The organism is Streptomyces sp. NPDC092952 (assembly GCF_044754785.1).
GTDB lineage: Bacteria > Actinomycetota > Actinomycetes > Streptomycetales > Streptomycetaceae > Streptomyces.
In genome coordinates this window covers 1-14,117 of the sequence record NZ_JBIVPT010000016.1, presented here as the reverse complement: position 1 = coordinate 14,117, position 14,117 = coordinate 1, and the positions used below count along the sequence as shown (strand labels likewise).

Here is a 14,117-nt window from a genome sequence, read left to right as displayed (position 1 = left end):
GTAGACCGTACGGAGAACCGCGATGAACCTGCTGCTCGCCGAGGTGGCCCAGGCCACCCAGCGGCTGGCCGACGCCGGTGTGCCCTCGCCGCGATTCGACGCGGAGGAACTCGCCGCGTTCGTGCACGGCGTCAAGCGGGGCGAGCTGCACCGGGTGCCGGACGCGGACTTCGACGCCCGCTACTGGGAGGCGATCGCCCGCCGCGAGGCCCGCGAACCCCTCCAGCACATCACCGGCCGCGCCTTCTTCCGCTACCTGGAGCTCCAGGTCGGGCCCGGCGTCTTCGTCCCCCGCCCGGAGACCGAGTCGGTCGTCGGCTGGGCGATAGACGCGGTGCGCGCGATGGACGTGGTCGAGCCCGTCGTCGTCGACCTGTGCAGCGGCTCCGGTGCCATCGCCCTGGCCATGGCCCAGGAGGTGCCCCGCTCCAAGGTGCACGCCGTCGAGCTCTCCGACGACGCCCTCGTCTGGACCCGGAAGAACGCCGACGGCTCCCGCGTCACCGTCCACCAGGGCGACGCGCTGACCGCCCTGCCCGAGCTGGACGGCCAGGTCGACCTGGTCATCTCCAACCCCCCGTACATCCCGCTCACCGAGTGGGAGTACGTGGCGCCCGAGGCCCGCGACCACGACCCTGAGATGGCCCTGTTCTCCGGCGAGGACGGCCTCGACACCATCCGCGGCATCGAGCGCACCGCGCACCGCCTGCTGCGCCCCGGCGGCCTCGTCGTCATCGAGCACGCCGACACCCAGGGCGGCCAGGTGCCGTGGATCTTCGCCGAGGAACGCGGCTGGGCCGACGCGGCCGACCACCCCGACCTGAACAACCGACCCCGGTTCGCCACGGCCCGCAAGGCCCTGCCGTGACCGGCGGCCACCCTCCGCACACCCCGTACCCGCCCCACCCGTCACACCCGTACACGTTTGAGGAGGCCGGCTGATGGCTCGGCGATACGACTGCAACGACGCGACCGACCGTACGACGGGCCTGCGCGAGGCCGCGTCGGCCGTCCGCCGCGGCGAACTGGTCGTGCTGCCCACCGACACCGTGTACGGCATCGGCGCGGACGCCTTCAGCTCCGAGGGCGTCGCCGACCTGCTGGCGGCCAAGGGGCGCGGCCGGAACATGCCGACCCCGGTGCTGATCGGCTCCCCGAACACCCTGCACGGGCTGGTCACCGACTTCTCCGAGCAGGCCTGGGAGCTGGTCGACGCCTTCTGGCCGGGCGCCCTCACCCTGGTCGCCAAGCACCAGCCCTCGCTCCAGTGGGACCTCGGCGACACTCGCGGCACCGTCGCCATCCGGATGCCGCTGCACCCGGTCGCCATCGAGCTGCTCACCGAGTTCGGCCCGATGGCCGTCTCCAGCGCCAACCTCACCGGCCACCCGGCCCCCGAGACCTGCGACGCCGCCCAGGAGATGCTCGGCGACTCCGTCTCCGTCTACCTGGACGGCGGGCCGACGCCCGGCATCGTCCCCTCGTCGATCGTCGACGTCACCGGCAAGGTCCCCGTGCTGCTCCGGGCCGGCGCGCTCTCCGCCGAGGAGCTCCGCAACGTGGTACCCGACCTCGAGGTGGCCAATTGACCGCCCCTGAGGGGCGTGGCATAGCGGGGCGGCCCGACACTTTCCGCATCCTCCACGTCAGCACCGGCAACGTCTGCCGCTCGCCGATCACCGAGCGGCTGACCCGGCACGCCCTGGTGGACCGCCTCGGCGATCCGCTGGGCGGCGGGCTGATCGTGGAGAGCGCGGGCACCTGGGGCCACGAGGGCGCCCCGATGGAGGCCAACGCCGAGATCGTCCTCGCCGACTTCGGCGCCGACACCACCGGCTTCGTCGGCCGGGAGCTCCTCGACGAGCACGTGATCCGCGCCGACCTGGTGCTCACCGCCACCCGCGACCACCGTGCGCAGGTGATCTCGATGGGTCACTCGGCCGGGCTGCGGACCTTCACGCTCAAGGAATTCACCCGGCTGGTCCGGGCGATAGACCCCGCCACCCTGCCCGACCCGCTCGACGAAGGCGTCGTCGAGCGGGCCCGCGCGCTGGTCCGCGCCGCCGCCGCGCTGCGCGGCTGGCTGCTGGCGCCCACCGTCGAGGCCGACGAGGTGCACGACCCGTACGGCGCCCCGATCACCTTCTTCCGGTCCATCGGCGACGAGATCAACCAGGCCCTCGACCCGGTCCTCACGGCCCTGACCGGAGTCCCCGCGCCGCACTGAGCGCGACGCCGCCCGCGCCGCCACGACGGGCGGAGCAAGCGTGGCGGGCCCACGGGGCCGACCGGTGCGCCCCGGCGCCGTACAGCGGGCAGGAGCGCCGCCCCCGGCCTACATTGAGAGCTGACGCCAGCGCCCCCCTCCAGGTCCGGAGCATCCCGATGCCGGTCACCACTCCCGCCGCACCGCCCTCCGGCCCCGTCCTGCCCCAGGACCCCGCCGCCCTGCTCCGGGAGGACCCGGAGGTCGCCGCCGTGCTCCTGGCGGAGCTGCGCCGCCAGTCCACCACCCTCCAGCTGACCGCCGCCGAGAACTTCACCTCGCCCGCGGTCCTCGCCGCCCTGGGCTCCCCGCTCGCCAACAAGTACGCCGAGGGCTACCCGGGCGCCCGCCACCACGGCGGCTGCGAGCAGGCGGACGCCGCCGAGAACATCGCCCGCCGCCGCGCCACCGCCCTCTTCGGCGCCGAGCACGCCAACGTCCAGCCGCACTCCGGCTCCGCCGCGGTCCTCGCCGCGTACGCCGCGCTGCTGCGCCCCGGCGACACGGTCCTCGCCATGGGACTCCCGTACGGGGGACACCTCACCCACGGTTCGCCCGCCAACTTCTCCGGCCGCTGGTTCGAGTTCGTCGGATACGGAGTGGACCCCGAGAGCGGACTGATCGACTACGAGCAGGTGCGCGCCCTGGCCCGCGCCCACCGCCCCAAGGCGATCGTGAGCGGCTCCATCTCCTACCCCCGCCACCCCGATCACGAGCGGTTCCGGGAGATCGCCGACGAGGTGGGGGCGTATCTCATCGCCGACTCCGCGCACCCGATGGGGCTGATCGCCGGGGGAGCGGCCCCGAGCCCCGTGCCGTACGCCGACGTGGTCTGCGCGACCACCCACAAGGTGCTGCGGGGGCCGCGCGGCGGGATGCTGCTGTGCGGCGCCGAGCTGGCGGAGCGGATCGACCGGGCGGTCTTCCCGTTCACCCAGGGCGGCGCCCAGATGCACAGCGTCGCGGCCAAGGCCGTCGCGTTCGGGGAGGCGGCGGCCCCGGCGTTCGCCGCGTACGCCCATCGGGTGGTCGCGCACGCCCGGGTGCTGGCGGCCGGCCTGGAGGCGGAGGGCTTCGAGGTGACCACGGGCGGTACGGACACCCATCTGATCGTCGCGGACCCGGCCCCGCTGGGCGTCGACGGCGCCACCGCCCGCGCCCGGCTGGCGGCGGCCGGGGTGGTGCTGGACACCTGCGCGCTGCCGTACGGGGACGCCCGGGGCATCCGGCTCGGTACGGCGGCCGTGACCACCCAGGGTCTGGACGAGGCCGACATGGCCCGGCTGGCGGTGCTCCTGGGGCAGGCGGTGCGGGAGGACGCCGACGTCCGCGCCGAGGTCCGGGCACTGGCCGTGAACCATCCGCCCTACCCGGGGTGACGCCGAGGGCGGCGTACGAGGGGCCCCACGGCCCGGAACCGGCCGCCCCGCGCCCGGTGTCCTCCGTCACGAGGCCCGTCCAGCGCGGCCGCCCGGTGGCTCCGGACGGTTTATGGTGTGGGCTGAGATGGCCAGGCGAATTCTGTGGGGCAGCCCGTGCGTGATTACCTGCTGACGCTCTGCGTCACGGCCGCGGTGACGTATCTGCTGACCGGTCCGGTGCGCAAGTTCGCCATCGCGATCGGGGCGATGCCCGCGATCCGTGCGCGCGACGTCCACCGGGAACCGACCCCGCGGCTCGGCGGCATCGCCATGTTCGGCGGGCTCTGCGCCGGGCTGATCGTCGCGGCCCACCTCCACAACCTCGAATGGGTCTTCCAGCTCTCCACCGAACCGCGGGCGCTGCTCTCCGGGGCCGCGCTGATCTGGCTCATCGGGGTGCTCGACGACAAGTTCGAGATCGACGCCCTGATCAAGCTCGGCGGCCAGATGATCGCCGCCGCGGTCATGGTCCTCCAGGGGCTGACGATCCTGTGGCTCCCGATCCCGGGCGTGGGCACGGTAGCGCTCACCCAGTGGCAGGGCACGCTGCTCACGGTCGCGCTGGTCGTGATCACCATCAACGCGGTCAACTTCGTCGACGGCCTCGACGGGCTCGCGGCGGGCATGGTGTGCATCGCCGCCGCGGCGTTCTTCCTGTACACGTACCGGCTCTGGTACGGGCACATGATCGAGGCGGCGGCCCCGGCGACACTCTTCGCGGTGATCCTGATGGGCATGTGCCTGGGCTTCCTGCCGCACAACATGCACCCGGCCCGGATCTTCATGGGCGACTCGGGCTCGATGCTGATCGGCCTGGTGCTGGCGGCGGGGGCGATCTCCGTCACCGGCCGGGTCGACCCGGACACGTTGAAGATCTTCGCGGGCAGTGAGCGCGAGGCGACCCACGCGATGCTGCCGGTCTTCATCCCGCTGCTGCTGCCGCTGACGATCATCGCGATCCCGGCCGCGGACCTGGTGCTGGCGATCGTGCGGCGCACCTGGAACGGCCAGTCCCCGTTCGCGGCGGACCGGGGCCATCTGCACCACCGGCTGCTGGAGATCGGCCACTCGCACAGCAGGTCGGTGCTGATCATGTACTTCTGGTCGGCCCTGATCGCCTTCGGCGCGGTCGGCTACTCGGTGCACTCGACGTCGTTGTGGATCGTGCTGGTCATCATGGGGATGAGCACGATCGGTCTCGTCCTGCTGCTGATGCCGCGGTTCACCCCGCGGGCCCCGTACTGGGCGGAACGCTTCGTACCGCCCCGCTACCGCCACCGTCGCGCCGGAAGAGGAACCTCCGGTACGGAACCCCCGGCGGCCGCCGGGGAGAGCCCCGAGGGGCGGACGGGGCACGAGGGGTGTGCGGGGTCCGTGGAGCCGGAGCGGACCCCGGTCGTGGTGGGAGTTTCGGGCGTCAACGGAGCGACCGCCATCGGCCCCCGTTCGCGTCTTTCGGACAGAAACAAGGCTGAAAGCGCGCGCTGAAATTCAGGGCATCGCGGGGCAATAGCAGACAGCTTGCCTCGTTGTCCTGCTCACATGCGCATCTTCACTCTCACGTGTGACAGTAAGCACACCTTTCGAGTAAAGACCTCATCAAATAGTTTGTGATACCGTTCACGAAGCCCGGTGACGGGGCCGAAGAGCTGGAATAGCGACGTTCATCGGTCCGAGGCCATCGACCCGCCCCGGGCCTACGCTCGTCCATGACGACACCCTGCCCACCCCCTGCAAGCGGAGCTGCCGCCATGCCGTCCAACGACGCCCGGACTCTCCTCCAAGTCGCCGTACCCACCGCTGCCGCCGGCGCTGTCGCCGTCGCGGTCAGTGCCGGGGTCGCGGGCGGCAAGGGAGCCCTGGGCGCGCTCGTGGCGACGGTCGTGGTGATCCTCTTCATGGGGATCGGGCTGATCGTCCTGCAGCGGACCGCGAGGTCCCTGCCCCACCTCTTCCAGGCGATGGGGCTGATGCTTTATACGGCTCAGCTTCTCCTGCTGTTCATCTTCGTCGCCGCATTCAAGAACACGACGCTGTTCAACCCGAAGGCATTCGCGATCACGCTGGTGGCGATGACCCTCGTGTGGATCGGCGCGCAGACGCGTGCGCACATGAAGGCCAAGATCCTTTACGTCGAGCCCGAGTCCGACAAGGCGGAAAAGCCCAAGAACACGGGCACGAAGTCGTGAAGGGTAGGGGCGGGATAAGAGCGGGTTCAAGACCCTGCTATCGTCCGGTTCCAACTGCGGCATTGCGGGCGCGGGCATGTGAGCTGACGCCTGCTCGATCGCGAGGCTCAATGCCTGACTGCCGCTCACACATCCGTAACACCAGTCCAGTGCCGAACCGCGGCTGCGCGCCGCGCCGACACAACGAGGTTGCCGTACCTATGCGCCACGCTGAAGGAGCCCGCGGTGAGTGCTGACCCGACACAGGTGCTCGCCTTCGAGACCGATTGCCACATCTTCTCCGGTTGTGGTTTCCCGGCACCCGGCTTGCACTCGTTCCTGTTCGAGCCGCTTTGGGGCGACGCGGACAGCAACCTGTACTTCAACAAGCCGATGCTGTTGGCCCTGCTCGGCTCGATCGTCATCGTCGGCTTCTTCTGGGCGGCCTTCCGCAAGCCCAAGGTCGTTCCCGGCAAGCTGCAGATGGTCGCTGAGACGGGATACGACTTCATCCGCCGCGGCATCGTCTACGAGACGATCGGCAAGCGCGAGGGCGAGAAGTACGTCCCACTCGTGGTCTCGCTGTTCTTCTTCGTCTGGATGATGAACCTCTGGGCGATCATTCCGGTCGCCCAGTTCCCGGTGACGTCGATCATCGCCTACCCCGTGGGGCTGGCGCTGATCGTCTACATCGTGTGGGTCAGCCTGACGTTCAAGCGTCACGGCTTCGTCGGTGCCTTCAAGAACTTCACCGGCTTCGACAAGTCGCTGGGCCCGGTCGCCTACCTCGCCGGGGCCATCGAGCTCTTCTCGAACCTGCTGGTCCGGCCCTTCACCCACGCGGTGCGACTCTTCGCGAACATGTTCGCCGGTCACACGCTGCTGCTGCTCTTCACGATCGCCAGCTGGTACCTGCTCAACGGTGTCGGCATCGCCTACGCGGGCGTCTCCTTCGTGATGACGATCGTGATGACCGCCTTCGAGCTCTTCGTCCAGGCGCTTCAGGCGTACGTGTTCGTGCTCCTGACCTGCACCTACATCCAGGGCGCGCTCGCCGAGCACCACTGAGCCCCTCGCGCTCGGTCCCTAAACGTCCGGTGGCCAACCCCCACCGGTTCTTGAAAGAGAAGGAAGAACTGGCATGTCCCAGACCCTTGCCGCTGTCACCGGCGACCTGAAGGCTCTCGGCTCCATCGGTTACGGCCTCGCCGCCATCGGCCCCGGCGTCGGCGTCGGCATCATCTTCGGTAACGGCACCCAGGCGCTGGCCCGTCAGCCCGAGGCCGCCGGCCTCATCCGCGCCAACCAGATCCTCGGCTTCGCCTTCTGTGAGGCGCTCGCCCTCATCGGTCTGGTCATGCCGTTCGTCTACGGCTCCTGATCCACGGATCACAGACCAGCCCACTAGACGAAAGGCAATGACGTGAGCCAGTTGCTTACGATCGCGGCCGAGACGGAAAACCCGCTCTTCCCGCCGATCCCCGAGCTCGTCATCGGCCTCATCGCCTTCCTCATCGTCTTCGGCTTCCTCGCCAAGAAGCTCCTCCCGAACATCAACAAGGTTCTGGAAGAGCGCCGCGAGGCCATCGAAGGCGGTATCGAAAAGGCCGATGCGGCCCAGACCGAGGCCCAGAGCGTTCTTGAGCAGTACAAGGCTCAGCTCGCCGAGGCCCGTCACGAGGCCGCGCGCCTGCGCCAGGAGGCGCAGGAGCAGGGTGCCGTGATCCTGCAGGAGATGCGGGCCGAGGGCCAGCGGCAGCGCGAGGAGATCATCGCTGCCGGCCACGCCCAGATCGAGGCCGACCGCAAGGCCGCGGCCTCCGCGCTGCGTCAGGACGTGGGCAAGCTCGCCACCGACCTGGCCGGCAAGCTCGTCGGCGAGTCCCTGGAGGACTACGCCCGGCAGAGCGGCACCGTCGACCGTTTCCTCGACGAGCTCGAGGCGAAGGCCGAGGCTGTCCGATGAACGGAGCGAGCCGCGAGGCACTGGCTGCCGCACGTGAGTCCCTCGACGCGCTGACCGACAACACGTCGGTCGACGCGGCGAAGCTCGCCGAGGAGCTGGCCGCCGTGACGGCGCTGCTCCACCGCGAGGTCTCCCTGCGACGGGTCCTGACCGACCCGTCGCAGCCCGGCGAGGCCCGGGCGGAGCTGGCCGGACGGCTGCTGCGTGGTCAGGTGGGCGGCGAGACCGTCGACCTGGTCTCCGGCATGGTCCGCTCCCGCTGGTCGCAGTCGCGCGACCTGGTCGACGCGGTCGAGGAGCTGGCGAACACCGCCGACCTCACCGCCGCCCAGCGCAGCGGGGACCTCGACGACGTCGAGGACGAACTGTTCCGGTTCGGCCGGATCGTCGCCTCCGACAAGGCACTGCGCGCCGCGCTGACCGACCGGTCGGCCTCCGCCTCCGCCAAGGGGCAGCTGCTGCACAGCCTGCTCGACGGCAAGGCCAGGGCCACCACCGTGCGCGTCGTCACGCGGCTTGTCACCCAGCCGCGCGGACGTAGCCTGGAAGAGGGACTGGAGTCCCTTTCCAAGCTCGCCGCGGAGCGCCGGGAGCGCATGGTCGCGGTCGTGACCTCGGCAGTGCCGCTGAGCGATCAGCAGAAGCAGCGCCTCGGCGCGGCGCTGGCGAAGATCTACGGTCGCCCGATGCACCTGAACCTCGACGTGGACCCCACGGTCCTCGGCGGGATCGCGGTGCGGGTCGGCGACGAGGTCATCAACGGCACCATCGCGGACCGCCTCGACGAGGCGTCCCGTCGCATGGCCGGCTGACCGACGCCGCGCAGTAACAGAACAGAGCAAGACCAGCGGCCCGGTTGGGCCGTGCAGAAACTGCAGAAGATTCCTGGGGGTCGGCCCCCAGACCCCCTTAAGAAACTTCGGGCCCAACAAGGAGAGCAGGGAACCCAGATGGCGGAGCTCACGATCCGGCCGGAGGAGATCCGGGACGCGCTGGAGAACTTTGTCCAGTCGTACAAGCCGGACGCGGCCTCGCGCGAGGAGGTCGGTACGGTCAGCGTTGCCGGCGACGGCATCGCGAAGGTCGAGGGTCTTCCCTCGGCCATGGCGAACGAGCTGCTGAAGTTCGAGGACGGCACCCTCGGTCTCGCCCTCAACCTCGAGGAGCGCGAGATCGGTGCGATCGTCCTCGGCGAGTTCAGCGGTATCGAGGAGGGCCAGCCGGTGCAGCGCACCGGCGAGGTGCTCTCCGTCGGCGTCGGCGAGGGCTACCTCGGCCGCGTCGTCGACCCGCTCGGCAACCCGATCGACGGTCTCGGCGAGATCGCGACCGACAGCCGCCGCGCCCTTGAGCTGCAGGCCCCTGGCGTCATGGTCCGCAAGTCGGTGCACGAGCCGATGCAGACCGGCTACAAGGCCGTCGACGCCATGGTGCCGATCGGCCGCGGCCAGCGTCAGCTGATCATTGGTGACCGTCAGACGGGTAAGACCGCTCTGGCCGTCGACACGATCATCAACCAGCGCGACAACTGGCGCTCGGGCGACGTGAACAAGCAGGTCCGCTGCATCTACGTCGCCATCGGTCAGAAGGGCTCCACCATCGCCTCCGTGCGCGGTGCCCTCGAAGAGGCCGGCGCGCTGGAGTACACGACCATCGTCGCCGCCCCGGCGTCCGACCCGGCCGGCTTCAAGTACCTGGCGCCGTACACCGGTTCGGCCATCGGCCAGCACTGGATGTACCAGGGCAAGCACGTCCTGATCATCTTCGACGACCTCTCGAAGCAGGCCGACGCCTACCGCGCCGTGTCGCTTCTGCTGCGCCGTCCGCCGGGCCGCGAGGCCTACCCGGGCGACGTCTTCTACCTGCACTCGCGTCTGCTGGAGCGCTGCGCCAAGCTCTCCGACGACATGGGCGCCGGTTCGATGACGGGTCTCCCGATCGTCGAGACGAAGGCCAACGACGTGTCGGCGTTCATCCCGACCAACGTCATCTCCATCACCGACGGCCAGTGCTTCCTGGAGTCCGACCTGTTCAACGCCGGCCAGCGCCCGGCCCTGAACGTCGGTATCTCGGTCTCCCGCGTCGGTGGTTCGGCCCAGCACAAGGCCATGAAGCAGGTCTCCGGCCGCCTCCGTGTCGACCTCGCCCAGTACCGCGAGCTGGAGGCGTTCGCCGCCTTCGGTTCCGACCTGGACGCGGCCTCGAAGGCGTCGCTGGAGCGCGGTAAGCGCATGGTCGAGCTGCTGAAGCAGGGCCAGTACCAGCCGATGCCCGTCGAGGAGCAGGTCGTCTCCGTCTGGGCCGGTACCACCGGCAAGATGGACGACGTCCCGGTCCAGGACATCCGCCGCTTCGAGAGCGAGCTGCTGGAGTACCTGCGCCGCGAGCGCAAGGACCTCCTGACCAGCATCCGCGAGGGCGGCAAGATGTCCGACGACACGCTGCAGTCGATCGCCGACGCGATCGCCTCCTTCAAGCAGCAGTTCGAGACCGCGGACGGCAAGCTGCTGGGCGAGGGCTGATCGATGGGCGCTCAGCTTCGCGTTTACAAGCGCCGCATTCGCTCCGTCTCCGCCACGAAGAAGATCACCAAGGCGATGGAGATGATCGCCGCCTCGCGCATCGTCAAGGCGCAGCGCCAGGTGGCGGCATCCACGCCGTACGCGACCGAGCTCACCCGTGCGGTGACCGCGGTGGCGACCGGCTCGACCACCAAGCACCCGCTGACGACCGAGGCCGACACCCCGGCCCGGGCCGCGATCCTGCTCATCACGAGCGACCGCGGTCTGGCCGGCGGTTACTCCTCCAACGCCATCAAGGCCGCGGAGCGACTGACCGAGCGGCTCCGGGGCGAGGGCAAGGAGGTCGTCACCTACGTGATCGGCCGCAAGGGTGTCGCCTACTACGGCTTCCGCGAGCGCAAGATCGCGGACTCGTGGACCGGCTTCACCGACAGCCCGACGTACGCGGACGCCAAGCGCGCCGCGGCGCCGCTGATCGAGGCCGTCACCCAGGAGACCGCCGAGGGCGGTGTCGACGAGCTGCACATCGTCTTCACGGAGTTCGTGTCGATGATGACGCAGAACCCGATCGACGACCGGATGCTGCCGCTCAGTCTCGGTACGACGAAGGACGAGGACGGCAAGGGAGAGATCCTGCCGCTGTTCGAGTTCGAGCCGTCGGCGGAGGACGTTCTCGACGCGCTGCTTCCGCGGTACGTCGAGAGCCGGATCTACAACGCGCTGCTGCAGGCCGCTGCTTCCGAGCACGCCGCCCGCCGCCGCGCGATGAAGTCCGCCACCGACAATGCCGGTGAGCTCATCAAGACGCTCTCCCGGCTTGCCAACGCGGCCCGCCAGGCCGAAATCACCCAGGAAATCAGCGAGATCGTCGGTGGTGCCAGTGCGCTGGCCGACGCGACCGCGGGGAGTGACAAGTAATGACGACGACAGTTGAGACGGCCGTTGCCACGGGCCGCGTCGCCCGGGTCATCGGCCCGGTCGTCGACGTGGAGTTCCCCGTCGACGCGATGCCGGACATCTACAACGCGCTGACCGTCCAGGTGGCCGACCCGGCCGAGGACGGCAAGCTCAAGACGCTGACCCTGGAAGTCGCGCAGCACCTCGGCGACGGCGTGATCCGCGCGATCTCGATGCAGCCGACCGACGGCCTGGTCCGCCAGGCCCCGGTGACCGACACGGGCGAGGGCATCACCGTCCCCGTCGGTGACATCACCAAGGGCAAGGTGTTCAACACCCTCGGCGAGATCCTCAACAAGCCGGAGGCCAACGCCGAGGTCACCGAGCGCTGGGCGATCCACCGCAAGGCGCCCAACTTCGACCAGCTCGAGTCCAAGACCGAGATGTTCGAGACCGGCGTCAAGGTCATCGACCTTCTCACCCCGTACGTCAAGGGTGGAAAGATCGGTCTGTTCGGTGGTGCCGGTGTCGGCAAGACCGTTCTGATCCAGGAAATGATCTACCGCGTGGCCAACAACCACGACGGTGTGTCGGTGTTCGCCGGTGTCGGTGAGCGCACCCGTGAGGGCAACGACCTCATCGAGGAAATGGCCGAGTCGGGCGTCATCGACAAGACCGCGCTGGTCTTCGGCCAGATGGACGAGCCGCCGGGGACGCGTCTTCGGGTCGCGCTCGCCGGTCTGACCATGGCGGAGTACTTCCGCGATGTCCAGAAGCAGGACGTGCTCTTCTTCATCGACAACATCTTCCGGTACACCCAGGCCGGCTCCGAGGTGTCCACCCTGCTCGGCCGTATGCCGTCCGCGGTGGGTTACCAGCCGAACCTGGCCGACGAGATGGGTCTGCTGCAGGAGCGCATCACGTCGACCCGTGGTCACTCGATCACCTCGATGCAGGCGATCTACGTCCCCGCGGACGACCTGACCGACCCGGCCCCGGCCACCACCTTCGCCCACCTCGACGCGACGACGGTTCTCTCCCGTCCGATCTCCGAGAAGGGCATCTACCCGGCCGTGGACCCGCTGGACTCCACGTCCCGGATCCTGGACCCGCGCTACATCGCGCAGGACCACTACGAGGCCGCCATGCGCGTCAAGGGGATCCTCCAGAAGTACAAGGACCTCCAGGACATCATCGCCATCCTCGGTATGGACGAGCTCGGCGAGGAGGACAAGCTGGTCGTCCAGCGTGCCCGCCGTGTCGAGCGCTTCCTGTCGCAGAACACCCACGTCGCCAAGCAGTTCACCGGCGTGGACGGTTCGGACGTGCCGCTGGACGAGTCGATCGCCGCGTTCAACGCGATCTGCGACGGTGAGTACGACCACTTCCCCGAGCAGGCGTTCTTCATGTGCGGTGGCATCGAGGACCTGAAGGCCAACGCCAAGGAGCTCGGCGTCTCCTGAGCCCTGGCTCACCGAGGGGGACGGGGCACGTCCCGTCCCCCTCACCACGCCCCTTAGAATTGACCCAACACCCGGCGGAACGGCCGGGTGGTGACCCGAGGAGCCACCCTTGGCTGCTGAGCTGCACGTCGAGCTGGTCGCCGCGGACCGCAGTGTCTGGTCCGGCGAGGCCACCCTGGTCGTCGCGCGCACCACGTCCGGCGACATCGGCGTCATGCCCGGTCACCAGCCGCTTCTGGGTGTGCTGGAGTCGGGCCCGGTGACCATCCGTACGAGTGGTGGCGGCACGGTCGTCGCCGCTGTGCACGGCGGATTCATCTCGTTCGCGGACGACAAGCTCTCGCTGCTCGCGGAGATCGCCGAGCTTGCGGACGAGATCGATGTCCAGCGCGCCGAGCGCGCGCTGGAGCGTGCGAAGTCGGACACGGACGCCGCTTCCGAGCGGCGCGCCGAAGTGCGACTGCGCGCGGTGGCGGTGCGCTAGCGCACCGCGACGACGTAGCTTTACCCTCAGCCGCGGCCCGAGCTGGAGAACCCCTCCAGACCGGGCCGCGGCTGAGGCGATGCAGGTGCGGTTGTTGCAGGTCCGGCGGTATTCGTAACTCGACGACGCGAGGAGGTCGGTGCAGATGGTCCTCGCGCTGTGGGTGGGCGGTCTGGTCGTCGCCCTGGTCCTGGTGGGGCTCTTCGTCTTCGGCATGCGCCGACGGCTGATCCAGCGCTCCGGCGGCACCTTCGACTGCAGTCTGCGGTGGAACGTGCCGGAGGAGCCCGACCTCTCCGGCAAGGGCTGGGTGTACGGCGTCGCCCGGTACAGCGAGGACCGGATCGACTGGTTCCGGGTCTTCTCGTACGCGCCCCGTCCGCGCCGTGTCCTGGAGCGTGCCTCGATCGAGGTGGTCGCCCGGCGGCTGCCCGAGGGCGAGGAGGAGCTGGCGCTCCTGTCCGACGCGGTGGTGCTCGGCTGCCTCCATGAGGAGACCCGCCTGGAGCTGGCCATGAGCGAGGACGCGCTGACCGGTTTCCTGGCCTGGCTGGAGGCGGCACCGCCCGGCCAGCGGGTGAACGTGGCCTGAGCGCCGCGGGCGGCCGTCACCGGGCCGCCGTACAGATGGAGAAGCCGGGGAGACAGGGGGCGGACCTGTCTCCCCGGCTGCTTTGCGGGGTGGTGCGGTGCGGTGCCGGTGGTGGGGGCGGCCGGCACCGCGTGGGGACTACTTCAGGCCGCTGTTGATGGCGCTGACGAGTTCGCCGTTGGCGGTGTCACCGCTGAACTCCCAGAAGAACGCGCCACCGAGGCCCTGGCTCTTCGCCCAGGTCATCTTGGAGGTGATGGTGGCGGGGGTGTCGTAGCTCCACCAGTTGGTGCCGCAGTGGGCGTAGGCGGTGCCGGCGACGGTGCCGGTGGAGGGGC

Annotated in this window: 16 protein-coding genes; 15 read left to right on the top strand and 1 reads right to left on the bottom strand. The window is 69.6% G+C overall.

The genetic code is table 11. The annotated features are described in order from the left end of the window. Window positions 1-22 precede the first annotated feature (22 nt). The 15 genes from prmC (at window position 23) to ACIQGQ_RS28905 (ending at window position 13,779) form a co-directional block, all read left to right on the top strand. Window positions 23-868 carry a peptide chain release factor N(5)-glutamine methyltransferase gene (gene prmC / locus ACIQGQ_RS28975; protein ID WP_352277174.1) on the top strand — a complete coding sequence of 282 codons (846 nt, stop codon included), beginning with the start codon at window positions 23-25 and terminating at the stop codon, window positions 866-868. 73 nt (window positions 869-941) lie between these two features. Further along, on the top strand, window positions 942-1,589 hold the full coding sequence (locus ACIQGQ_RS28970) for an L-threonylcarbamoyladenylate synthase (protein WP_402400966.1): 648 nt from the start codon (window positions 942-944) through the stop codon (window positions 1,587-1,589). Continuing rightward, window positions 1,586-2,227, top strand: coding sequence for a protein-tyrosine-phosphatase (locus ACIQGQ_RS28965; RefSeq protein WP_352277178.1), 642 nt, complete (start codon window positions 1,586-1,588; stop codon window positions 2,225-2,227). The genes ACIQGQ_RS28970 and ACIQGQ_RS28965 overlap by 4 nt, the downstream gene beginning before the upstream one ends. A 158-nt stretch (window positions 2,228-2,385) precedes the next feature. Further along, on the top strand, window positions 2,386-3,645 hold the full coding sequence (glyA, locus tag ACIQGQ_RS28960) for a serine hydroxymethyltransferase (protein WP_402400963.1): 1,260 nt from the start codon (window positions 2,386-2,388) through the stop codon (window positions 3,643-3,645). Between the two features lie 144 nt (window positions 3,646-3,789). Continuing rightward, complete coding sequence (locus ACIQGQ_RS28955) at window positions 3,790-5,175, top strand: MraY family glycosyltransferase (protein ID WP_402400961.1); 1,386 nt, start codon at window positions 3,790-3,792, stop codon at window positions 5,173-5,175. Between the two features lie 263 nt (window positions 5,176-5,438). Continuing rightward, complete coding sequence (locus ACIQGQ_RS28950) at window positions 5,439-5,876, top strand: hypothetical protein (protein ID WP_402400959.1); 438 nt, start codon at window positions 5,439-5,441, stop codon at window positions 5,874-5,876. A 225-nt stretch (window positions 5,877-6,101) separates the two neighbouring features. Next, entirely contained in the window at window positions 6,102-6,923 is an 822-nt protein-coding gene (gene atpB, locus ACIQGQ_RS28945) for a F0F1 ATP synthase subunit A (protein ID WP_385215107.1), read from the top strand. A 73-nt stretch (window positions 6,924-6,996) separates the two neighbouring features. Continuing rightward, window positions 6,997-7,236, top strand: coding sequence for an ATP synthase subunit C (locus ACIQGQ_RS28940; RefSeq protein ID WP_005311859.1), 240 nt, complete (start codon window positions 6,997-6,999; stop codon window positions 7,234-7,236). A 42-nt stretch (window positions 7,237-7,278) separates the two neighbouring features. Continuing rightward, a complete protein-coding gene (locus ACIQGQ_RS28935) occupies window positions 7,279-7,821 on the top strand; it encodes a F0F1 ATP synthase subunit B (RefSeq protein ID WP_385215111.1) in 543 nt (180 codons plus the stop codon). Beyond that, window positions 7,818-8,633, top strand: coding sequence for a F0F1 ATP synthase subunit delta (locus ACIQGQ_RS28930; RefSeq protein ID WP_402400955.1), 816 nt, complete (start codon window positions 7,818-7,820; stop codon window positions 8,631-8,633). Before ACIQGQ_RS28935 ends, ACIQGQ_RS28930 begins: the two co-directional genes overlap by 4 nt. 138 nt (window positions 8,634-8,771) lie before the next feature. Continuing rightward, window positions 8,772-10,343: a F0F1 ATP synthase subunit alpha gene (atpA, locus tag ACIQGQ_RS28925; RefSeq protein ID WP_402400952.1), complete on the top strand. Its 1,572-nt coding sequence runs from the start codon at window positions 8,772-8,774 to the stop codon at window positions 10,341-10,343. Between the two features lie 3 nt (window positions 10,344-10,346). Beyond that, on the top strand, window positions 10,347-11,261 hold the full coding sequence (locus ACIQGQ_RS28920) for a F0F1 ATP synthase subunit gamma (RefSeq protein ID WP_402400949.1): 915 nt from the start codon (window positions 10,347-10,349) through the stop codon (window positions 11,259-11,261). Further along, window positions 11,261-12,703: a F0F1 ATP synthase subunit beta gene (gene atpD / locus ACIQGQ_RS28915; protein WP_402400946.1), complete on the top strand. Its 1,443-nt coding sequence runs from the start codon at window positions 11,261-11,263 to the stop codon at window positions 12,701-12,703. Before ACIQGQ_RS28920 ends, atpD begins: the two co-directional genes overlap by 1 nt. A gap of 109 nt (window positions 12,704-12,812) precedes the next feature. After that, window positions 12,813-13,187, top strand: a complete 375-nt coding sequence (locus tag ACIQGQ_RS28910) for a F0F1 ATP synthase subunit epsilon (protein ID WP_366293370.1) — start codon at window positions 12,813-12,815, stop codon at window positions 13,185-13,187. Window positions 13,188-13,332: 145 nt separating this feature from the next. Then, window positions 13,333-13,779 (top strand): DUF2550 domain-containing protein, encoded by a 447-nt coding sequence (locus ACIQGQ_RS28905; RefSeq protein WP_402401267.1) that lies wholly within the window; start codon window positions 13,333-13,335, stop codon window positions 13,777-13,779. Between the two features lie 138 nt (window positions 13,780-13,917). On the opposite strand, the gene ACIQGQ_RS28900 is transcribed toward ACIQGQ_RS28905, so the two are convergent. Next, the coding region (locus tag ACIQGQ_RS28900; protein ID WP_402400943.1) for a glycosyl hydrolase family 18 protein at window positions 13,918-14,117 on the bottom strand (200 nt) is incomplete at its 5' end.